This is a genomic window from Stutzerimonas stutzeri, from assembly GCF_018138085.1.
GTDB lineage: Bacteria > Pseudomonadota > Gammaproteobacteria > Pseudomonadales > Pseudomonadaceae > Stutzerimonas > Stutzerimonas stutzeri_AI.
The window spans coordinates 1419669-1440090 of record NZ_CP073105.1 but is presented as its reverse complement, the minus strand read 5'-3'; the positions used below and the strand labels follow the sequence as shown (position 1 = coordinate 1440090).

Annotated in this window: 18 protein-coding genes; 10 read left to right on the top strand and 8 right to left on the bottom strand. The window is 60.0% G+C overall.

From position 1 onward, the window contains the following. Window positions 1-84 precede the first annotated feature (84 nt). A complete protein-coding gene (locus KCX70_RS06790; RefSeq protein WP_249121706.1) occupies window positions 85-1074 on the top strand; it encodes a DMT family transporter in 990 nt (329 codons plus the stop codon). On the opposite strand, the gene KCX70_RS06785 is transcribed toward KCX70_RS06790, so the two are convergent. Continuing rightward, window positions 978-2000: an amidohydrolase family protein gene (locus tag KCX70_RS06785; RefSeq protein WP_212620291.1), complete on the bottom strand. Its 1023-nt coding sequence runs from the start codon at window positions 1998-2000 to the stop codon at window positions 978-980. The two genes, KCX70_RS06790 and KCX70_RS06785, sit on opposite strands and share 97 nt — an antisense overlap. 201 nt (window positions 2001-2201) lie before the next feature. On the opposite strand from KCX70_RS06785, the gene KCX70_RS06780 reads away from it, so the two are divergent. Next, complete coding sequence (locus KCX70_RS06780; RefSeq protein WP_212619668.1) at window positions 2202-3056, top strand: patatin-like phospholipase family protein; 855 nt, start codon at window positions 2202-2204, stop codon at window positions 3054-3056. A 17-nt stretch (window positions 3057-3073) separates the two neighbouring features. Here KCX70_RS06780 and KCX70_RS06775 read toward each other — a convergent pair whose 3' ends face one another. After that, on the bottom strand, window positions 3074-3985 hold the full coding sequence (locus KCX70_RS06775) for a LysR family transcriptional regulator (protein ID WP_126190596.1): 912 nt from the start codon (window positions 3983-3985) through the stop codon (window positions 3074-3076). 205 nt (window positions 3986-4190) lie between these two features. Beyond that, entirely contained in the window at window positions 4191-4859 is a 669-nt protein-coding gene (locus tag KCX70_RS06770; protein ID WP_212619667.1) for a TetR/AcrR family transcriptional regulator, read from the bottom strand. 395 nt (window positions 4860-5254) lie between these two features. On the opposite strand from KCX70_RS06770, the gene KCX70_RS06765 reads away from it, so the two are divergent. The 3 genes from KCX70_RS06765 to KCX70_RS06755 are packed head-to-tail and all read left to right on the top strand — an operon-like array spanning window position 5255 to window position 7731. Then, window positions 5255-6451 (top strand): phosphotransferase, encoded by a 1197-nt coding sequence (locus tag KCX70_RS06765; protein ID WP_021208005.1) that lies wholly within the window; start codon window positions 5255-5257, stop codon window positions 6449-6451. Window positions 6452-6503: 52 nt separating this feature from the next. Next, on the top strand, window positions 6504-6914 hold the full coding sequence (locus tag KCX70_RS06760) for a nuclear transport factor 2 family protein (RefSeq protein WP_126190599.1): 411 nt from the start codon (window positions 6504-6506) through the stop codon (window positions 6912-6914). A 43-nt stretch (window positions 6915-6957) separates the two neighbouring features. After that, the gene (locus KCX70_RS06755) at window positions 6958-7731 is read left to right on the top strand and encodes a tyrosine-protein phosphatase (RefSeq protein ID WP_241283866.1); all 774 of its coding nucleotides are present in this window, start codon (window positions 6958-6960) and stop codon (window positions 7729-7731) included. A gap of 286 nt (window positions 7732-8017) precedes the next feature. On the opposite strand, the gene KCX70_RS06750 is transcribed toward KCX70_RS06755, so the two are convergent. Continuing rightward, on the bottom strand, window positions 8018-9052 hold the full coding sequence (locus tag KCX70_RS06750) for a hypothetical protein (RefSeq protein WP_212619666.1): 1035 nt from the start codon (window positions 9050-9052) through the stop codon (window positions 8018-8020). Between the two features lie 371 nt (window positions 9053-9423). Between KCX70_RS06750 and KCX70_RS06745 the strand changes: the two genes are divergently transcribed. The 4 genes from KCX70_RS06745 (at window position 9424) to KCX70_RS06730 (ending at window position 14909) form a co-directional block, all read left to right on the top strand. Then, on the top strand, window positions 9424-10785 hold the full coding sequence (locus tag KCX70_RS06745; RefSeq protein WP_212619665.1) for a DUF1329 domain-containing protein: 1362 nt from the start codon (window positions 9424-9426) through the stop codon (window positions 10783-10785). Window positions 10786-10910: 125 nt separating this feature from the next. Further along, window positions 10911-11714: an SDR family NAD(P)-dependent oxidoreductase gene (locus KCX70_RS06740; RefSeq protein WP_102832412.1), complete on the top strand. Its 804-nt coding sequence runs from the start codon at window positions 10911-10913 to the stop codon at window positions 11712-11714. Window positions 11715-11774: 60 nt separating this feature from the next. Then, window positions 11775-13505: an FAD-dependent oxidoreductase gene (locus KCX70_RS06735; protein WP_207212267.1), complete on the top strand. Its 1731-nt coding sequence runs from the start codon at window positions 11775-11777 to the stop codon at window positions 13503-13505. A 75-nt stretch (window positions 13506-13580) separates the two neighbouring features. Next, complete coding sequence (locus KCX70_RS06730; protein WP_212619664.1) at window positions 13581-14909, top strand: MFS transporter; 1329 nt, start codon at window positions 13581-13583, stop codon at window positions 14907-14909. Window positions 14910-15078: 169 nt separating this feature from the next. Here KCX70_RS06730 and KCX70_RS06725 read toward each other — a convergent pair whose 3' ends face one another. Further along, entirely contained in the window at window positions 15079-15459 is a 381-nt protein-coding gene (locus KCX70_RS06725; RefSeq protein ID WP_021208013.1) for a nuclear transport factor 2 family protein, read from the bottom strand. Between the two features lie 389 nt (window positions 15460-15848). Here KCX70_RS06725 and KCX70_RS06720 point away from each other — a divergent pair, with 389 nt between their 5' ends. Next, entirely contained in the window at window positions 15849-16781 is a 933-nt protein-coding gene (locus KCX70_RS06720; protein ID WP_102832410.1) for a helix-turn-helix domain-containing protein, read from the top strand. On the opposite strand, the gene KCX70_RS06715 is transcribed toward KCX70_RS06720, so the two are convergent. The 3 genes from KCX70_RS06715 to KCX70_RS06705 form a co-directional block, all read right to left on the bottom strand. Further along, window positions 16778-18028, bottom strand: a complete 1251-nt coding sequence (locus KCX70_RS06715) for an MFS transporter (RefSeq protein WP_021208015.1) — start codon at window positions 18026-18028, stop codon at window positions 16778-16780. The genes KCX70_RS06720 and KCX70_RS06715 overlap by 4 nt on opposite strands. Before the next feature lie 130 nt (window positions 18029-18158). After that, window positions 18159-18983 carry an SDR family NAD(P)-dependent oxidoreductase gene (locus KCX70_RS06710; RefSeq protein WP_021208016.1) on the bottom strand — a complete coding sequence of 275 codons (825 nt, stop codon included), beginning with the start codon at window positions 18981-18983 and terminating at the stop codon, window positions 18159-18161. A 58-nt stretch (window positions 18984-19041) separates the two neighbouring features. Then, window positions 19042-20421 carry a phosphotransferase family protein gene (locus KCX70_RS06705; protein WP_021208017.1) on the bottom strand — a complete coding sequence of 460 codons (1380 nt, stop codon included), beginning with the start codon at window positions 20419-20421 and terminating at the stop codon, window positions 19042-19044. Between the last annotated feature and the right edge of the window lies 1 nt (window position 20422).

The following is a 20422-nucleotide window of genomic DNA, read 5'->3' as shown; positions in this document are numbered from 1 at the left end:
AGGGACCAGCCACTACACTGGCTGTCAGGCACGTCGGCAGAGCATCTGCCGGCGTCGCTGGCACCGCCGGTTACTGGACTTTTTATGCCCGGTTTGATGAATCTGCTGTTTCCCGTGCTGGCCACACTGATATGGGCTGCCAGCACCGTGGTGAATCGAATGGCTGTAGGCCTGATCGACCCTGCAGCCATTTCCTTCTACCGTTGGCTCGTTGCAGCCGTTGTGATAACACCCTTCGTGTTTACAACGGTCTGGAGCATTCGGCGAACAATTCAAACACATCTTGCAAAACTGTTCGCTCTAGGTTGCCTGGGCATGTCGCTGTACCAGTCGCTGGCCTATTTCGCTGCTTACAGCATCACCGCTACGTCTATGGGGCTAATTCTGGCAACCATGCCCATGCTGACGGTTCTTCTGGCCATCCCGCTGCTACGCGCCAGGCCCACGGCGGGGACGCTTGCAGGCGCGCTCATATCCTTTCTCGGACTGGCCTGGTTGATCAGCACTGGCGACCTGGGCACGCTCCTTCGCCAGGGCATAGGCAAAGGCGAGTTCATGATGCTGATGGCGTCTTTGTCCTATGCGCTCTATTGCGTTCTGGTCAAACGCTGGCAGATTCCATTGCCCACCTGGGTATCGCTGTATGTGCAAATACTCTGCGGCACCTTGGTACTGGTACCGGCTTATCTACTGACGCCCTCGGTGGCCTTGACCGCCGACAACCTGCCACTGGTGCTCTTCGCCGGCCTTTTCGCCTCCGCCATGGCGCCAGGGTTATGGATGCGTGGACTCGCCTCGCTGGGAGCGGAAAAAACCGCCGCGCTGATGAATCTGGTACCGCTGTTCACGGCCATGCTGGCAATCATGCTGCTCGGCGAGACGCTGCATCTTTACCATGCGGTTGGCGGCGGCCTGATCCTGTTCGGCATTGCCCTGGGGCAGATGAGCCAGCGACGCATCGCTGGCCCACCGCCGCCTCAGACTACCGGCACGGAAACGTCCAGTTTGAGCAGCTCGATGGCATTGCCGCTGCGGATGCGCTCACGTTCATGCTCGGACAAACCCAGGCCATGAGTCAGATCGCCATGATCATAGGCGCCACCAAAATTGGTGCCGTATAGCAGGCGATCCGCGCCGACCACTTCTGCTACGCCACGCCGCAGGCCTGGCGCATGCACATCCAGATCGAAATAGAAGTTGGGCATGTACTCCATCAACGGCCGTTTGTTTCGGCTGTCCGGCGCCATGGCGCGATTGAGTTCACTCAGGCGGCCGAGCTGGAAAACCGCCATGCCGCCAGCGTGGGTGATGTAGGTCTTCAGGTTAGGAAATACGTCCAGCGCGCCGCCGCAGATCAGATACCAGAAGAACAATGTCTCATCGACACAATCGCCAACGATCGAAGTCGTTTCGAACTTGTCATCGGTATGCTTTTCGCCCCAGTAAATCGACTGGTTGAAGCCGTGGACCATGATCGGCACATCAAGCTGCGATAGCTTCTCCCAGACGGGGAACAACTGCTCGTCATGCGCTTGCAGCCCATTGAAATTGGCCCCGCCTACGCAGACGCCCCGCGCGCCCAGCTGTCGCACGGCGCGATCAATTTCCTTCGCCGCCGCTTCCGGGTCCGCCAGGTTCGCGTGGCACCAGAAATCGAAATGGTCTGGATCCTTGCGGCAGAACGCAGACAGCTCGTCGTTGCAGACACGTGCATATTCGTTTGCGAAATCGCCGGCCCAGTACATGAAGCAATGGGACGGGGTGGACATGACAAGTTTGTCGACGCCCCGCTCCGCCATCAGCTTGCGTCGGCTTTCATGGCTCATTCGCGCAAGAAGGTTGGCCTGAGCTTCTTCATCCGAGGATGCTTTGGCGGGCTGCTTGGTGCCGAGCGCGAAATGCCCGACCGTAAGCCCCTGGACCTTCATGAATGGCCCCCAGAATTCGTGGCGGTTGAACATTCCTTCGGTCAACAAATGAGCGTGGACATCGATCAGCATGGCATTCCAATCCTTTTCTTGTTTGATGGTCCCCTCGGGGATTTCTCGGTTCTGTTTGCGCCCCCTGCACCAGCATATGCGCACCCAAAGAATATAGGCATATACTCGATATTTGTTCATATAAATACATTGCCCACGATCCGGCATGTTCTGATGTCGCTCTGGTGATGCCCACCTACCTGTGTGCCAAGGACAACAGCCATGTTTACCGACCATTCCCTGGTTTTAGGCGGCGGAGGAATCACTGGCATCGCCTGGATGACCGGGCTGCTGTTCGGTTTGAGCGAGAAAGGTCTCGACCTACGCGAGTGCGGCAGAATGCTTGGCACCTCTGCCGGCGCCACGGTTGCGGCGCAGATCCGCGAAGACAGTGATCTGGGAGAGTTGTACGAGCGCCAGGTCAATGCATCGAAACAGGTTCAGGAGCTCGCGCCTCAAATACGACTGCTGCGATTACTGCCGTTAGCAATTTCCGTATTGCCAAAGCTGAATGCTCCGATTGAGCGCACCCAGCGAATTGGTCAGCTGGCGCTACGAGCCGGGGCCGGGAATGCCCAAGCCAGGCAGGCCGTCATTGCTGCCCGGCTGCATCCTCGACAGGACTGGCCAGCAAAGCCCTTGGCCGTTGTCGCTGTAGATGTGCTGACTGGCGAAACCAGAGTTTTCGACCGGCAATCTGGCGTGACGCTGACCGATGCGGTCGCTGCCAGCTGTGCCGTGCCCGGTATCTGGCCGCCGGTGAATATCGACGGACGGCAATACATGGACGGTGGGATTCGAAGTTCAAGCAATGCCGATCTAGCCGAGCGTTCATCAGGAGTGATCATCTTGTCACCCCTTGGTGTGCGCCAAGGAATTCCTGGTCGTACGCTGGCCAGGCAGATAGCGAAACTCGAACAGGCAGGAACACGCGTCCAGATTATTGGTCCGGACCGCGCATCGGCAGCGGCGATGGGCAGGAATCCGCTGAATCCGACTCGGCGCGCCATTGCTGCGCAGGCTGGCCGAGAGCAAGATCATCTGATCGCAACTGAGTATGAGCGAAATTGGCGTTGAGCCGATCTGATGGCCACTCAGGATGCGCACGCCATGACCAAAAACTGGCGAAACGCTTCAGCCGCTTGCGGCAATTCCGTCTCGCGGCGCCAGGTCAAGCCCAGCTCCATGGGCGGGATGGTGTCCACCAGCGGCCGCGCCTCGATCTTCTTGCCTTCCAGGGACCACGCCCTATAGAGCATGTCGGAGAGAATCGTAACGCCGAAGCCATGGGCCACCAGCCCTCGCAATCCTTCCATCGAAGACGTCCGGAACGCCACATTCGGCTCCAGGCCGCGAGAACTCCAGTAGCGATAGGTGGAGCTCTCCCCTTCATCCACGGTGGGCAGTATGTAGGGGTGACGCGCCACGTCTTCGAGTGTGATAACCGAGGCCTGCATCAGCGGATGCTCGCTGGCAAGCCACAACTGGCGTCGCGAGCGAATCAGCACCTGATGCTCGAAGCGCTGCAGGTTCGCGGTATTGGAGACGATGGAAAGCCCCATATCCAACCTCCCTGCAGCGATGGCGTCTTCGATGACAGGCCGATCCATGTCCACCAGGTCGATTTCCACCTGTGGATAGCTCCGCTTGAACCGCGCCAGCAGCGACGGCAGAAAATAGCCGAGCACCGTGTAAGAAGCCCCGACGCGAATCACCCCTTGGATCGAATGGCTCAGAAAAAGCGGCTCGCTGAGCGCGTCCTGCAGCGTGTCGAGAATATGGCCCGCATGCTGGGCGAACTTATGCCCCTCTGCGGTCAGGGTGACGCCGTAAGGCAGCCGGTCGAACAACCGAACGCCCAATGTCTGTTCAAGTTGCAGAACGGCGGCGGTAATGGCCGATTGCGATACATGCACCTTCACCGCTGCCTGGGAAAGCTGCCCTGCCTCAGCCGCGGCCATGAAGTAGCGCAGCTGGCGCATCGATATGTCTTTGCCCTTCGCCATCCCGTTACCCTTCACCAACTCAGTGCGACCACTCAGGCTAGTCGCGCACCATACAGCGAACGCAAGATTCGGTCACGGTGTCGAGCAGGCGTTATAAGCGCAGCCCACGTTACGCTCTATGACGTAACGGTGAGATGACCATGAGCGCTCCAATGAATCGAGCGCCCCTAACGAGACCTGCGCGAAACCCGGCAGAACGCGATGATCAATCGGCGCGAGGGCTGCGCGGTTCTTCTCCATGCGTCGCGACGATGCTGGCCAGAATGAAATCGGCACAGTGTTTGCGCCAGGTTTCCATACCTTCCTCGGAAGCAGTATCGAGGCCGACCAGCGCTGAGGTGGAGTAAGCGTTGGTAAACCAGCCGGTAGCGATGAGAGCCGCGGTGGCAAGCAGCAGCCGAGGCTGGGTGTCCGGCTTGAAACTACGGCATTCAATGCCTCGCTGGACGATCCTGCCAACCTTATCGACCAGGGCCGGTGCCAGTTCCAGGAAGCGGTTGCGCGGCGTTTGATTGTAATCGTGATAGCGAACGCCCTCCTGCGCCAACCTGGCGAGCAAGGGATCGTTGCGATATTGATCGAAGATGTGGTTGAGCAAGGCTCGAAGCGCTTGCGTCGGGGTCAGCTGCTCGACATCGAAATCGACCCACCCGGTCATGAGTCTGTCAGAGGTTTCGTCAAGCACCGCGACAAACAGGCCTTCCTTCGATCCGTAATAGTGGAAGATCAGCTGTTTGGTAACGCCAGCATTGCGGGCTATTTCGTCAATACGCCCGCCGGCCAGTCCCTTATTACAAAACTCCTGATGCGCGGCGGCAAGCATTCGGCTCATTGTTTGGCGCTTATCAGACTTCGAGCGATTCTGTGTTTGCATCTGCAACGCTCCTTTGCCGCGACATCAGGCGGCTTTATATATATGCAACACGTTGCCATGTTGACTATGCGCGAGCCGTATTTTTGTTTTACCAATAGTCAACCGCCACTGTTTCCGGTTTGGTAAATCTTGATATAGCCCCGGCGCCCTCGAGCAGGTCCGATTGACCCACGCCCTCAAGCATCAACAGCTATTTTCCGATGAGCATTTCGACTCCAGCATTTGACCGCCGGTAAAACAACTCAATCGTATCGAGAGCGTGTTTGCCTTGATGACGCAGCGCGGCTGATCAACACTCGGGTTTACGCCGAATACGTGAATTAAGTGCGTTTCCGCTGTCGTACGGTTTCTACATGAAGCCGCTGGCATTTCGCCTTCAGAGATAAAATACAACAATGACCAGTATCGAAGAGTTGCGAACAAAGCGCCCTTATCCTGCTCGTCAGGGGCAGCTTCCTCGCCACCTGCAAGACGTCACACCCCAATGGTTGACTAGCCTGCTTCAGAACCGCTACCCCGGGATCGCGGTGAATGATTTCGAGCAGGTAGAGGTGCGTAACGGGCACACCACCAAGCTAAGGCTCGCGCTGGACCTCAATGAGGTTGGCCAGGCCGCTGGCATTCCGCGCAACGTTTGCCTCAAGTCCAACTGGTCGGAAGGGTTCGAGAGCGGCGAGATCTGCGAGTTGGAGGCACGCTTCTACCACTTCATGCGCGAGCGTCTGCACACGCCGGTGCCGGACAGCTATTTTTCCGACTGGGATGGCGATGGTGGGGGTCGGGGCGTCGTCGTGATGGAAGACCTCGGAATGGCGCCAGGCCAGTTCGGTCACAGTACCCATCACCTCGGCGTCGATGGCGTGGCCCAGGGGCTGGAGTCACTGGCGATGTTGCATGCCGCACTGTGGGGAAGTTCTGAACTCAAGGCACAGAGCTGGCTGCCCACGTCCATGGATCACCCGGTCGACTACGATCAGTTTTTACGCATGTACGACTACATTCGGCTGAATCTGCGCAAGCCTGAGTACCAGGCCATCCTGCCGAAGTGGATGTATGAAACACCGGAGCTGTTTGGGCATGCCTTTGACGAGTTGCGCGCTTATGAACTTGAGCAGGAGACCCCCATCTGCCTGGTCCATGGCGATTCTCACCAGGGCAACAGCTTTCTGCGCGACAGCGGCGAGCGGGTCTGGCTTGATTGGCAGCTTGTGCGCAAGGGGCGGCCATGGCGCGATATTGCCTATTTCATGCTTGGGGCGCTGACAATCGAGGAGCGGCGGGCTTCGGCCTGGGATCTGGTCAAGGTCTACCGCGAGAAGCTGATCAGCCTGGGCGCCGAAGGCGTACTTGGACAGGACGCCGCCTGGGAACAGTTTCGCCGCTGGCCCATGTATGGCATGCAAGCATGGCTGGCCAATGTCGATGAGTGGGGCCAGGACGGGCGCATCATGGTGGAGCGATTCTTCGCCGCGGCGGAGGATTTCGAAACCGTGAAAACGCTGACCGCCGGCAAAGCGCCACGCCGCCACGTGAAGCTGGGCGAGGGCGCGCGCCAGGTTCTCCCGCAGTTCCGGCATTTGCTGGACGATTGATGGCTTGGATCATGGTGTAACGAACAAAAACAATAAACGGAGTGCAATCGAAATGACGACGCAACTGAATGCTGAAAGTATCCAACGTTTTATGAAGGGCCAGGTCTCGGCATGGAACGCCCACGATCGCGAGGCCTTTCTTGACTGCTATCGCCAAATTGCGCCTGAGTCGCTGGTCATCGAATATGCCGGTCGCACTGACACGCGTGATGGCTGGTTTATCCTCGAAGAGATGTTCGACAAGCACAATGCGGACATCTCTCTGGAAGTGGTGGAGACCATCTACAACGGCAACGACGTTGCGGCTCATCATCGCAATTGCCTGAATAATACCGGGCTGGCCATTGAAAGCATCGAAACCTACCGTTTCTCACCAGGCAAACTTCAGGTGTGCTATTTCCTTAAACCGCCGGTGACCGACAACCTGGATCTCACCCAATTTCGGGGATTCGCCTCCGCTTGATCACATTAGGCGAACGTTCGAGCATTCAGATATGAGAGTCCCGATGAATCTGCAGTTAGCAGGCACCGATAATTTTCGTAGTCTCAAAGGCTTGCCGGCCCATGACGGCCGGCGCATCGCCGAGCATACGTTGCTACGGTCCGACCAGCTGCACATGCTTGCCGCCGAGGGCTGGGAAACCCTCAGGACCCTTGGCGTAAAGACCGTATGTGACCTGCGCAGCGAGGGTGAGCGCCAGCGGACGCCCAACAATCTGCCTGTTGAACTTGAGCAGCTGGCACTTGAGGTCACCGGCGACATGCGCGCCGACAAAAGCGTGTCGAGCCTGTTGACTGAAAGCCCGGATCTTGCGGGCGCCGAGGCCATGATGTTCGAGGTATACCGGCGTCTGCCGGGCATGCTGGCGCCGCATCTGCCGAAACTGTTCGGGTTGTTCGAGACGGGTAAGGTGCCCGTGCTGGTTCATTGCGCAGCGGGCAAGGACCGCACCGGTTTTGCCGTCGCGGTTATTCTTCATGCACTCGGCGTAGCGCGGAAAGTCATTGTCGCTGACTATCAGCTGTCGGCCCGCCGAATGGTCGACGCCAGCAACGTCCGGCGAGAGCTGATGAGTACGCTGGTCAGCAACATGATCGGCAAGCCCTGTCCTGACGAAGCGGTCGACGCGATCATGGATGCCCGCCCCGAGTACCTGCAAACGGCCTACGACTGCGTGGACAAGCACTATGGATCGATGGACGCCTATATCGAGACGTGTGTCGGCCTGGATGCGTCGGGCCTGAATAGTCTCAGGGACCGTTATCTCACCGCTGACTGATGCCCGGCTGGCCGTTCGTAGCAGATCCTTCCCTCTTAAGCACATTCCCCCCGATGGCGTTCGGGGCGATTGCTTGCGAATTCGCCCCTGGAGCGTTTCGCCACATGGCGTCGGTGTGGTGTGTAAGCAGGGCACTGCTGCAAAAAAAAGCTGCTCGCCCCCGAGGGGTTGAGCAGCGAAACACCAGTCGCTCCTGGTTCATTGGGCCCGCTCGCCGCTTCGGGCAAATCGAGCCGCTGACTCGTACCGCTTAATCAGCCATGGCAGCAGGGCTTCGCCCGCACGATTAGTTGATATCGCTGCCGGGGACATTGCGTGCCGCGCCATTGCGCCGGTCCGACTCACCCCAGGCCACCCAGTGATCCGGCTCGCGAGTATCACCCACTCGCCGCCAGCGGCCTTCCTGCTGTGCAGTGACGGGAAAGCCGCCAACGAAGTCGATCATTTCGCCGCGCGGATCGGGCAGGAATTCCCATTCTTCGCTGCCGTCCAGCGTGATTTTGGCAGCCTCCAGAAAGTAGCTCCCGTCCTTGTGCTTGGTTACGCATTCGATGTCGGTGGTGGTACGCACTTCGCCCTTTTCGTTCTGGAAAATCGCGTAGCCGAGGTGGTCATGGCCAACCATGAACGAGCCGACATCGTAGGTGCCGTCCTTGTAGACCGTGGCAAACGACCACCACAGCACGTGTATCTTGTTGTTCACCACCAGGTCTTTCTTGAAGTGAATCGCGCCGCCCTCGGCCATGTACACCTGGTCGAGCAGGATCGCGCCCTTGACCGGACGCCCTTCGCAGACGCCGCTGACATCCCAAATCTGGGAAACGTAAAAGGTGCCCCATTCGACGCCCGGCAAGTACCACTGCATACCGTTGCCGAGCAGGCGGCCTTCGAGCTGGAATAGGTTGTCCTCTTTCCAGGTGAAGGTTTCGCTGTTGGCGGTCAATTCCCATGGATGGCCGACGTCATCCGGCTGGTTGGTCCAGCGGACGGTATCGCCTTGCAGCGACAACGCCGGAATCGGCGTCACGCCGCGTTCCGCCATGCGTGCCTGGTCCATGCGGATGTTCTTGCCGTCGATGCGGGTGGACAGATAGAAGAATTTGGTCGGGTTCGGCGTGCCGGTTGGCGCCATGACCGAACGGGTGAACGAATAGATATGCCCTTCTTCGTCACGAACCGAGCCGAACGGCATGCTCTTGCTCAACTGCAAGCCGAAAAAGCCACGGCCACCATGCATCGACTCGCCGGTCACCTTGTAGGGCGCTACCAGGGTTTGATAGGCGAAATCGCCTCGCTCGGGGATCTTGGAAAAAGTCTTCATCTTTTATCTCTTGTTATTGAGTCGTTGAACGGAGGGTTACACAGAGGCCTGGACCCGTTCGAATTTAGATACAGACGCCTGAAGAACCAGCTTGCAATAAGGGAAAAATGGAAACATGGGCATGGCTTTAACGTTTGTTCTTATTAAATTCAACGTAACGCCGGTTTCAAAACATCAGGCGCTTCGTGGTTTCGGCTGACGGGCTTCAGGTTAGGACCAACTGCCGGTTTTAACACCACTAAATATCCGCTTTCGTTTTACCGTGGGTGAAACGGTATGAACGGCATGTAAACGCGTATTGGCTAAGTTAGAGGTGCGATGCATCACGTCGTCTTACGGCTCCATATAAATCCAATAAGCGGAGACTGCTCATGATTTCCCGATTCGCGTTAAGCATTGTCTTGACCGGCATTTCCACATTTGCCTGCGCTGCGGTTTCGCCAGAAGAGGCGCAGAAACTGGGTAATACGCTCACCCTGTTCGGGGCGATAAAAGCCGGAAACGCCGAAGGCACTATTCCGCCCTACCAAGGCGGTTTGCGGACCGCTCCAGCGGACTTCGAACCCGGCAAAGCCTGGACCGATCCTTTCCGGGATGAAAAACCGCTGTACCGGATCACCGCACAAAACGTGGATCAGTACGCCGACAAATTGAGCGCGGGGCAGCAAGCCCTGCTGAAAAAATATCCGGACACCTGGTACATGGATGTGTACCCGAGCCATCGCACCGCTGCCTATCCGGATAACGTGCTGAAGGCAACGGTTCGCAACGCCACCGGATGTGAAACCTTCAACGGAGGCTTATCGCTTGAAACCGATTGCCGGGGCGGCCTGCCGTTTCCCATCGCCAAGACTGGTAACGAGATGATGTGGAACCAGCTGTTGCGCTACAAAAACGGACCGACCGGCGTCCTGGACGAGCACACCAGTTGGGTTGTCGACTCCAACGGCAACATCACCAAGACGGCGCAACAGCGCGCCTATGAGGAATTTCCTTTCTATCAGACGCATCTGGAGGACCGTGATCCGGAGGTATACGGTCGTGCCTGGTCGATCAACACCGAGCCGGCGCGCCGGGCGGGCGAGATGACCGGTATTTCCGATTTTCTGGACCCGACCGAGAAACCGCGTCGCGCCTGGAGCTATTCGCCAGGTCAGCGCCGCGTCAAGTTGGCGCCGGAGTTCGCCTATGACACGCCGGTCGCGAGCCAGGGCGGCATTTCCCTGTTCGACGAGCTGCAAATGTTTGCCGGCAAGCAGGATCGCTTCGATTTCAAGCTGATAGGACGCCAGGAGATGTACATCCCCTACAACGCCTACAAGTGGTACTTCGGAATCGAAGCGCCCGAGCAGTTCATGAAGAATCACGTTAACCCGGCGGTTGAGCGCTGGGAGTTGCACCGCGTCTATGTGGTGGAGGCGACGCTCAAGCCTGGCCAGCGCCACGTGTACAGCAAGCGGCGCTATTACATGGACGAGGACACCTTCGGCGCGGGCCTGTACGACGCCTGGGACCAGGAAGGCAATCTGTACCGGACCGTGTACATGGCCGGGGTGCAGATCTATGACAAAGACATTCCCTACGCGACCAAGCTGGCGATCTTCGATTTCAACAAAAACATGTATGGCGTGCTCAACGACTTCCTGACCGGACGCCTGGAGTTTGCGGAGGAGGCACCGTCCAACAGCACGCAGAACCCGGAAGCCATCGTGTCCAAGTACACGCAGCGCTGATCGCGTTGGTATCGCCGGGCTTGTCTGGCGCGTAGCCATGGCCTCGTCGATACGTGGCGCGGCTATTGCGATCCGCGAGGCGCTTCATGCCACACCCGAAAACAACAATGACAGGAGATAAACGGATGCAACGTCTGGCAGGCAAAGTGGCAATCGTAACCGGCGGCGGCGGTGGTATCGGCTCGGCGACCGCGTTGCGCCTGGCGCGTGAAGGCGCGAAAGTCGTGTGCGCCGATATCAATCTGGAAACGGCGCAACGCGCCGCCGATGCGCTGGAGGGCAACGGCCTGGCGCTGCGGTTCGATGCCGCCGATGCCGACAGCATCGAGGCGATGGTGACCCAGACGGTCGAGCACTTCGGTCGGCTGGACATTCTGCACAACAACACCGCGATCACCGACCCGCAGACTCACGGCCAGGACCTCAGTCTGCTGGAAATACCCATGGAGGTATGGCGCAAAACCCTGGACGTGAACCTGACCGGCTACATGCTGGCCTGCCGGTTCGCCATTCCCCACATGATCGAAGCGGGGGGCGGGTCGATCATCAACACCGCCTCCGGCTCCGGCACCAAGGGCGACCTGGTGCGAATCGCTTACGGCACCAGCAAGGCTGCGATCATCAATATGACGCGCCACATCGCGACGCAATACGGTCGCCAAGGCGTGCGCTGTAACGCCATTGCACCGGGGGTCATCGTGACGCCTGCAATGGAGGCGACGGCCCCGCAGATCCTTGCCTTTGCGAGCAAGTACGTCCTGACCAAACGCCTCGGCACGCCTGAAGACATAGCGGCGCTGACCGCTTTTCTCGCGTCCGACGAGTCCGGCTACATCACAGGCGAATGCATCGAGATCAATGGCGGCAAGAACAGCTGTCAGCCGCATTTTGCCGAGCTGTATCAACAGACCCGGCAGACGTCGGACTGACCAGCGTACGGGGCAGCACCCACATCTCGATCAGTTTCAGAAACAACGGAACCTACAAGAATGAATGACAATCCGGTGGTTGAAAAAGACGTAGTCGTCGTCGGCTCTGGCGGCAGCGGCATGACGGCCGCGATCGTCGCCGCAACCCAGGGCCTCGACGTACTGCTGGTAGAAAAGACCGGGCTGTTCGGCGGCACCACCGCGCTTTCCGGCGGCGGCATCTGGGTGCCGTGCAATACCCAGGCGGCCGAGGCCGGTTTGAAAGATGATCCAGAGCAAGCCTTCGCTTACGTTCAGGAAGTGGTGGGGCCGACACTGCGTACCGATCTGCTGCGGGCTTTTCTTGATGCCGCGCCGCGCATGGTCGATTACCTGCACGCGCGTACCTCGGTACGTTTCGCCGTGCAGCGCGGTTTTGCCGACTGGCATCCGCAGGCCAAGGGCTTTTCCGCCGATGGCCGTTTGCTTTGCCCGGTGGAATATGACGGTCGTGAGCTGGGCGAATACTTCGACCAATTACGGCCCCCGCTGACTGAATTCAACGCGCCGGGCGGCATGATGTTCGGCATTGGCGACATGCCGCACATCGCCAAGGTCACCACGTCGTTCACCTCGTTCAAACACATCGCCAAGTTGGCGGTGCGCTTTGGCGTGGATCGGCTGAGCTATTCGCGCGGTACGCGGCTGACCATGGGCAATGCCATGGCTGCCCGGCTGCTGCGCTCGGCGATCGATGCCGGGGTGGAGCTGTGGAAAGACACGCCCATGCGCAGCCTGATCCACGAGCATGGCGCGATCAAAGGCGTGGTTGTCGAGCGCGACGGCAAACCGGTGGAAATTCGCACACGCCGTGGCGTCGTGCTGGCCACCGGCGGTTTTTCCGCCAATCCGAACATGCGCAAACAGTACATTCCGTTTGCCGAACACCATGTGTCGCTGGTGCCGGAGGGCAACACCGGTGACGGTTTGCAGCAAGCCCGCAACGCTGGCGGCCGCTTCGATGGCGAAAACCTGAGCAATGCCGGCTGGGTGGTGGTCTCGCTGCTGAGGAAGCCCGACGGCGGAATACGCAAATTTCCACACCTTTATATGGATCGCGGCAAGCCAGGCTGCATTGCGGTCAACCGGGACGGTAGGCGTTTCGGTAACGAGGCGGCGACCAACCTGGTGGAGCCCATGCACCGCACCGGCTCTGTGCCGGCGCACCTTGTATGCGACCACCCGTTCATCAAGAAATACGGCCTGGGCCTGGTGCGCCCGGGCGGCTTTGGGCTGAAAGGGCTGATCGCCGCCGGCTATATCCTCACCGAGCCGACCCTCGATGCGCTTGCCGCGCGTATCGGTGTCAATCCCGGCAACCTCGCCGACACCGTCGCGCGCTTCAACCAGCAAGCCGCCCGGGGTGTGGATGATGACTTCGGGCGTGGACGGGACAAGGCCGATATGCCTCTGGGCGATCCCAACCACACCCCCAATCCCTGCCTCGGGCCGATTCAGCAAGGGCCGTTCTATGCCGTGCAGATATTTCCCGGCGATTCCACCACCACGGTCGGCCTGCGCATAGACGGCAAGGCGCGCGTGCTGGACGGGAACGACCAGCCGATTCCCGGTCTGCACGCGGTGGGTCTGGACATGAACTCGCTATGGCGGGGCCGCGCGCCGGGCAACGGCGCGAACAATACGCTCAGCCTGACCTTTGGCTATCTCGCCGGGCTGGCCCTGGCTCAGGACGATGTCCCGCAACCGGCTATCGAGCCTGCCGCGCAGATAGGCGCTGAGCAGCTGAATTGACGCTGTGACATGACCCGCCGGGCGCTTGAAAGCCCGGCTGAGGGTATCGCCATAACAACAACAAGAGGAAGCCACATGGCCGTTTCCGCCGCTAAGCCCCACACCTTTCTGGCTATCGACTGGACAGAGTTCCGCCAGGGATGGCGGGTGCTGCTTCTGGCGCTGCTGGGTATCGCCACTTCGGTCGCCGTCGCGCCCATCTATGCGTTCGGCACGCTGGTGCTGCCGTTACAGGAGGCCTTTGGTTGGTCGCGAGGCGAAATCCAGACGGCGGCGGCCTTTCAGTACGGCAGTTCCATCATCGCCTTTCAGGTTGCCGGCTGGCTGAACAAACGCTACGGGCCGCGTCGCGTGACCCTTTGCTCGCTGATCGCGCTGCCGCTCGCCTACTTCGCCATGGCCCTCAACACCGGCCACTTGTGGCAATTGAATCTGGGCTTTGGTCTGCTGGCGTTTGCCGGGGTGGGCACGCTACACGTGACCTGGACGCAGCTGACCTGCCTCTGGTTCGACAAGAACCGCGGCCTGGCGCTGGCGATCATCCTGTGTGGCACGGGCCTGGCCGCCCTGGTGCTGCCCTCGTTGCTGAGCTGGGCAATCATCCGCTGGGATTGGCGCGCCTGGTTCTGGGGCTTGGCGCTGTTGCCATTGCTGGTGACCTTGCCGCTTTCGTTGCGCTGGTTGAGCACCCGAGGGGCCGTGGAACAGGCGACACAACGATCATCTCTCCCTGCGCAGCCGGACGTCGGACTGACGGGCTTCTCGCTTCGCCAGGCGTTGCACTCGCGGCGCTTCTGGGTCATCAACTGCGCGTTGTTCCTCGCGATCATGGGCATGATGGGCATGATCATCAACGCTGTGCCGATGATGCAGGACAGCGGCCTTTCAGCAACCGAGGCGGCCAAGGTGTTCGGTGCGTTCGGCGTGTCGCTGATTTTCGGACGGCTGTTCATCGGCTATCTGATCGACCGGGTGTGGGCGCCTGGGGTGGCCTTTTTCGTCTTGCTGCTTCCCGGCGTCGGCTGCCTTTTGTTCAGCACGGTTGGCGCACATGTTCCCCTGTTGGTGCTCGCCTGTGTCTTCGCCGGGCTGGGCGCCGGCGCCGAAATGGATATTGCGTCGTATCTGATCGCGCGCTATTTCGGGCTGCGCGACTACAGCCGGGTTTTCGCCTTTCAGATGAGCTTTGGTGCGATCGGCAGCACCATGGCTCCGGCGTTCTTCGGCGCGCTGTTCGAGGCAACCGGCTCCTACCACGCGATGCTGATGTTCTGCATGGTCAGTTTTGGTATCGGTGCGTTGCTGCTTTTGACGTTGGGGCGTTACCCCACCCTTCCCACGGCTCCTGGGGAAGTGGCGACAGCGACCGTTACGGATGGCGCAATAACCGAGCCGGCAACTTGATGCGATGACTGGGGACGGGCGCGCTATCGGTACTGGCGTTCGCGCAGTGGGCAAGGGGCTGTTGCCTGCTCGCCGCAACACCGCATGACTGCACCAGCCGCCGCCAGACGGGGCGGCGCTTGGCCAGGCAGGCCGCCTTCGTTCGATTTACAGTTTTGAGAATGGCCGGCTATGCAAGGCGCGCCTCGGTGGAGGCCTTGGTATCCATGTATTCGCGGCCTTCGACGATCAGTCCGTCGCGGATCACCAGCAGGTTGTGGTAACTGTTGCGATAGACGCGGTCGGCAAACACCATCTCGCCCTGCGCTTCATAGGCGACGCGATCGCCTTCAGCGGTCAATCCGGTGATTACCACCGAGCGCTTATCGGCACTTAGCAGGCCGCTGCGTACCGCGGTATTGAACGCTTCGCGGCTCATGTCGCCTCGGGTCAACGTCCACCATTTGACATCCGGATGCTGCAACGCCTCGAAGGTATCCATGTCGCCGTCGATAACGGCCTGTACATATCGACGCACCAGCGCCTTGTTGTCCTCGATCGTGTTACTCACGGTTCTCTCCGTTGTCTATTACCCGCAAAATCGGGTCGGGCAGGCTTTTCAGCCGTTGCGGTATGGAAAACTAGGCCGAGCCTGCACCCTTGTCCATCGGTCAGCTTTGACTGCGGGACAAACGAGAATCCGATATTGAGCTGGGTAAAACCTCCGCCGTCTGAGAAGCTGCCCAGCAGTTGCCGCCACGAATAGCGCGGCTGGCGCAGCGAGTGGCTGGCGCCCCTGGCCATCAAAATTTCAAAATCTGGCTCCGAACGCTATCACTCGCCAAGCTTGATCTGAAAGTACACTCGGAGACGGTCCTCATTTCGTAAACCTGCATCTGGCATGTCAGTCAGCGACAGGAAAGCTCAGCATCAACAATAAGAACGGCTGAAGGAAGCGACATGAATGTCATCGAATATCGGGAATACGAGTCCCCCCATGCGGGCAATTTTTCCACCGAAGCCGGCTTGTCCAACAAGGGCTTTGAGGTTCGCGTCGAGCATGCACATTGGTCCAGCTCGGGAGCCGCGCTGATTCACCTGACCGATCACTGTCTGATCAGGCTACTGCTGGCCGAAGCTCCCGAAAACGCGCCGTTGTCAAATCGTGGCACCCTGTCGGGCAACCGCGGAAGCTGCCAGCCGCTCGGCCAGACGATCTTCATCCCACCGGGAAGCGACTTTCACTTCAAGCATCGGGCTTGTCAGCAAAAAGCGGTGATCTGCCTGTTCGACCCCGCTGCCATCGCGCCGCTCGCGGCTTACCGCTGGGACTGGGAACACTGCATCACGGACGCCATGTTGAACCTCCAAAGCAACTATCTGCAGGCCTCGCTGCGCAGGCTTGGCGAAGAGGTTGCATTCCCCGGGTTTGCCAGCGAGCTCCATATCGAATGCCTGATGACCGGTATCGCGCTGGAACTGCGCAAGGAATTTCTTGGCAAACAGCGCGATGACGACGAACCCGGCAAGCTGAGTCGCCGTCAGCTGCAGCACTTGAGGGAAGCTCTGGACGCCGATGCAAACGATATTTCGCTGCGCAAGCTGGCCGATCTGTGTGCCTTGCCGGAACGAAAGCTGTCGGTTTATTTCAAGAACACCACGGGCAAGACCCTGCGCCAATACTCGGCCGAAGCACGGGTCAACCGGGCAATGAGGCTCCTCGGCGACCCTTCCCTGTTGATCAAGCAGATCGCCTACATGACCGGGTTCCAGAGCGCCGCCGCCTTTTCCGCGGCGTTTCGAAAAGCGGTCGGCTGGACGCCCGAGGAGTTCCGTCGACAGCGCTCACCAGGCCAACGCGAGGCCTGGCCTGATGAGCAGAACGCCAGCTAGACCGGTGCGGCCTCCGCCTCGCGCTCGAACACCGGGTAGCCGCCTAATCCAAGCAGCAACAATGGCCCCACGGTAAAGCAGATGCAGCAGAAGGCCAGCAGGCCGGTATAGCTGCCGCTCGCGCCATACAGGGCGCCGAACAGCAAAGGCGCGGCAGCGGCCCCGGCAGTGATCAGGCCCAGATGCACGGCGAACAGGCGGCCGTAGTCACGCATACCGAAATAGCGGGCGATCAGGAAAGCGGCGATGTCGAATTCCGCACCTGCGCCAAGGCCGACCAACAGGGTTGCAAGAACGAACAACCAGATGCTGGCATCTGCATAGAGAAACACCAGACAGGCCAAGGCGGGCATCAGCAAGGCCACAGCCGCGACGCCAGGTGCCCACAATCGATCGATCAGGTAACCCACCACTAGGCGACCAAGGATCAGCGATATCCCGAAGGTGCTGAAGATCTGGCTGGCCTGCTCCGCCGCGATGCCCTTGTCCCGCAAAAGCGGAATGATGTTGGTCACCATGCCAACCACGCAGGACACCACCAGCGTCATCGAAAGATTGCAGATCCAGAAGCGCCACGAACGCAGCGCATCACGCAGCAGCATTCCCGGATGGCTTCGCTCGGCGCCGCTCTGCATCGAGTGTGACGCGTGGCCCTTGGCCACCGGCAACAACCAGCGCAGCGTCAGTGGCAACGCCAGCAGCACCGGCAACGCACCCAGCGCAATGAAACCCGCCCGCCAGTCCCAGCGCGAGATCGCCCAGGTCGTGATGAGCGGAAGCATGATCGCCGCCAGCCCGGAGCCGCTCAGGATGATCGCCAGGGCAAAGCCTCGGTTCTCCTCGAACCAGAGATTGACCAGATGCGACCAGGTCACCTGCAGGGTCCCCAAACCGGCCAGCGGAACCAGGAAAAACCCCAGATAAAGCATCCAGATCGATCCCGAGGCACGCGACAAGGCGAACATACTGAGTGCCAGCGTCACCAGGGAGATCAGCGTGACCAGCCGCAAACCGTAACGCAGGTTTAGCCAGCCGGCCATTTGCGCGGCAATGATGGTCCCCAGCGAAAGCGCGGTGATCGAAGCCTGGAGGTCGGCGCGCGGCCAGCCCATCGCCTCCTCGAGCGGAATCACCATCGAGCTGAAGCTGTACAACAGCAGGGAACTCGAGCTGGTGGCCACCCCGACGATTGCAAGGATGAGAATCCGCCAGCCCCGTTTGAACTCCGTATTGTCGAAATTTTTCATGTTTCGGGACTCTGCCTGGTGTATGGAAAACCCACTGCATTTACTGCCGAGCACGGCACTGCGCCGCCCCATATCTGATGAGTGCTAACCCATCGCTGCATACTCGACCGGCCGCCCTCGCTCCACGGCTTCAATCACCGATAAAGAGTGCAGACTCTGCGCTAATCCGCAGTACGTGTTCGCGCCGCGCCTGCCCCGAATGCGACCCGGTGGGCGACTCGGCCAGATCGTCGGGATGGATAAGCGTCGGCCCGTTGGGCAGTTCGCGTAGCGCGATCGCAGCGATGTCCTCGGCCTTGGCCAGTTGCATGGTCAGGGCGCCGGCGATTCCTTGCCTGACCATCGCGTCGCGCATGGTTGGCGTATCGACCGTGCCGATCAGCAGGTTCAACACATCGACGCCCTGCCCCTTCCATTCGGCCCAGAGCCCTTCGCCCAGCGTCATGGCGAAAGACTTGGTGGCCGCGTACATAGCCAGCTTGCGCACGCCACCCAGCGCAGCCTGGGAGCCAACCAGCAAGACCCCACCGGCGCCACGCGCAACCATTCGGCCACCGAACGCATGGCAGCAGCGCATGATCGTCCGGGTATTGAGGTGCAGCAATTTGCACCAGTCTTCAACCGGCGTGTCGAGGAAGCGGGTGATGTATGGATCGCCGCCGGCGTTATAGATCAGCAGCCCGACTTCCCTGTCCGCCACCGCTGCCACCAGCCGGTCGGCGGCATCGTCCAGCGTCAGGTCCAGTGTGACGACCAGCACCTCGACGCCATAACGGTCGACAAGCTGGTTCTTCAGGTCGGTCAGGGCTTCTTCGCGCCGGGCAACCAGCACGCAGTGCAGGCCCTTTGCAGCCACCTGGTCGGCAAGCGCGGCACCAACACCGTGGGAAGCACCTGCGATGACGGCCCAAGGGCCATATTTTTTCGTGAAGGCGAGAGTGTCTTGCTCGGACATGGGACAACTTCCTTTCTAACTGAACGGGTGGCTTGGCTACGGCAATGATTGGCCGGTTTCAGCGGGGCTCGATCGGCGGCAGATCGATATGGCTCGCCGAGCCACCAATCGCGGTGCCGCCGAACACCAGCACGCGCCGCTCGATCTGTTTCATGAACAGTTTCAACAAGGGCTCGTCATATTCCGGGCCGGCGCTGCGCACGAAGTCCTCCAATGCCGCGTCGATCTCGCTGTAATGGTCGAATGTGCGGCCGAGCAGCGCTTCGGCGTCCGCCTGTTCCAATGCCTGTAATCGCAACGTCATGGCGTCTCCCTTGAAGAGATACTCGACCAGCTTGCTCACCGACTTGAGCTTGGATTGCTGAAACTCATCACTCACCTTCACCTGCGCGACGGCATCCTCAAGCATCATCAGCAATGCCGTGTTCGGCCCTTGCGTGGCGATGTCCAGTGCCGGGGTTTCCAGGGGAACACCCATCGCCTCGGCCAGCGCATGCACCACTACACGACGCAAGGCGATGTCGAACTCGGTGTAGGTATCGTGCGGGTCCCCCGGTTGCGGCGTCGCCACCGTGCAGGAAAACTGCATGGCACTCACGGTGGAAAACAGGGCAGTGTGGAAGCGCACCACGTCCGGCTCCGGCCGCTCGCCCGTGACGTCCTGGTAGTAGCGATAAAGATCACTGAAGGTGTCGCCCAGCGGTTCATAGTTGTCGCGCATGCGCGCCGAGGCGAGGTCGGCCAGCGGGTCACCGATCATCGCGAACTCGAAATCATAGAGCGCGTTCAACTGTCCGTTCTCGAACAGGTACTGGCCCGAGTCGTATTGCACGAACCGCGCCTCGGTGCGGTGCATGGGTACGTTGCGGCGCAGCCAGCCGAGAGCGAATTCCACCAGCGGTTGCGGTCGGGTCTTGTTGCGTTCGTAGAGCGGGTAATACGCTTCCAACCCCGCCAGCGAGATGGCCTCGGCGCCCTGGGGCCGGTCGATGCCCTGCGCCACGAAGGGCTCGACGGGCAACTGGTGCATGGCGGCCATTGCCCGCACATACTGGCGAGCCAGATCGCGCCGTTCTTCGTCGCTGCGGGCAGCTGAAAGATCGCGCGTCCCGCGCACCAGCTCCATGACGATGGCCGGCGGGTCTTCGCAGAACCCGTGAATCCGCGGCACGGGAATGCCCTGCTGGCCAAGCAACATGAGTATCTCGGCTTCGCGGCGCAGGTCAGGAAAGGGGCTGACGTCGCCGCCGCGTTCGCCTCGCAGGTGCAGGCACAGCGTCTGGCCATTGATGTCGACTTCAAGATTCCACGCCGGACGCCAGCGAACCAGCCGCTGCATGTTCGTGATCCGCCCACCCGTGAGCTGCTCGACGAATGCCTTCAACTTGCTTTCGCTGGTTGCAGCGGCGCTTTCTTGTTCTTTTACTGCCGTATCCATT

Coding starts and splice junctions, on each gene's coding strand:
- KCX70_RS06775 (WP_126190596.1), bottom strand. CDS start 3,985: ATGGCGAAGGGCAAAGACATATCGATGCGCCAGCTGCGCTACTTCATG.
- KCX70_RS06740 (WP_102832412.1), top strand. CDS start 10,911: ATGCAACGTCTGGCAGGCAAAGTGGCAATCGTAACCGGCGGCGGCGGT.
- KCX70_RS06790 (WP_249121706.1), top strand. CDS start 85: ATGCCCGGTTTGATGAATCTGCTGTTTCCCGTGCTGGCCACACTGATA.
- KCX70_RS06735 (WP_207212267.1), top strand. CDS start 11,775: ATGAATGACAATCCGGTGGTTGAAAAAGACGTAGTCGTCGTCGGCTCT.
- KCX70_RS06720 (WP_102832410.1), top strand. CDS start 15,849: ATGAATGTCATCGAATATCGGGAATACGAGTCCCCCCATGCGGGCAAT.
- KCX70_RS06710 (WP_021208016.1), bottom strand. CDS start 18,983: ATGTCCGAGCAAGACACTCTCGCCTTCACGAAAAAATATGGCCCTTGG.
- KCX70_RS06765 (WP_021208005.1), top strand. CDS start 5,255: ATGACCAGTATCGAAGAGTTGCGAACAAAGCGCCCTTATCCTGCTCGT.
- KCX70_RS06785 (WP_212620291.1), bottom strand. CDS start 2,000: ATGCTGATCGATGTCCACGCTCATTTGTTGACCGAAGGAATGTTCAAC.
- KCX70_RS06780 (WP_212619668.1), top strand. CDS start 2,202: ATGTTTACCGACCATTCCCTGGTTTTAGGCGGCGGAGGAATCACTGGC.
- KCX70_RS06715 (WP_021208015.1), bottom strand. CDS start 18,028: ATGAAAAATTTCGACAATACGGAGTTCAAACGGGGCTGGCGGATTCTC.
- KCX70_RS06745 (WP_212619665.1), top strand. CDS start 9,424: ATGATTTCCCGATTCGCGTTAAGCATTGTCTTGACCGGCATTTCCACA.
- KCX70_RS06750 (WP_212619666.1), bottom strand. CDS start 9,052: ATGAAGACTTTTTCCAAGATCCCCGAGCGAGGCGATTTCGCCTATCAA.
- KCX70_RS06730 (WP_212619664.1), top strand. CDS start 13,581: ATGGCCGTTTCCGCCGCTAAGCCCCACACCTTTCTGGCTATCGACTGG.
- KCX70_RS06760 (WP_126190599.1), top strand. CDS start 6,504: ATGACGACGCAACTGAATGCTGAAAGTATCCAACGTTTTATGAAGGGC.
- KCX70_RS06770 (WP_212619667.1), bottom strand. CDS start 4,859: ATGCAAACACAGAATCGCTCGAAGTCTGATAAGCGCCAAACAATGAGC.
- KCX70_RS06705 (WP_021208017.1), bottom strand. CDS start 20,421: ATGGATACGGCAGTAAAAGAACAAGAAAGCGCCGCTGCAACCAGCGAA.
- KCX70_RS06755 (WP_241283866.1), top strand. CDS start 6,958: ATGAATCTGCAGTTAGCAGGCACCGATAATTTTCGTAGTCTCAAAGGC.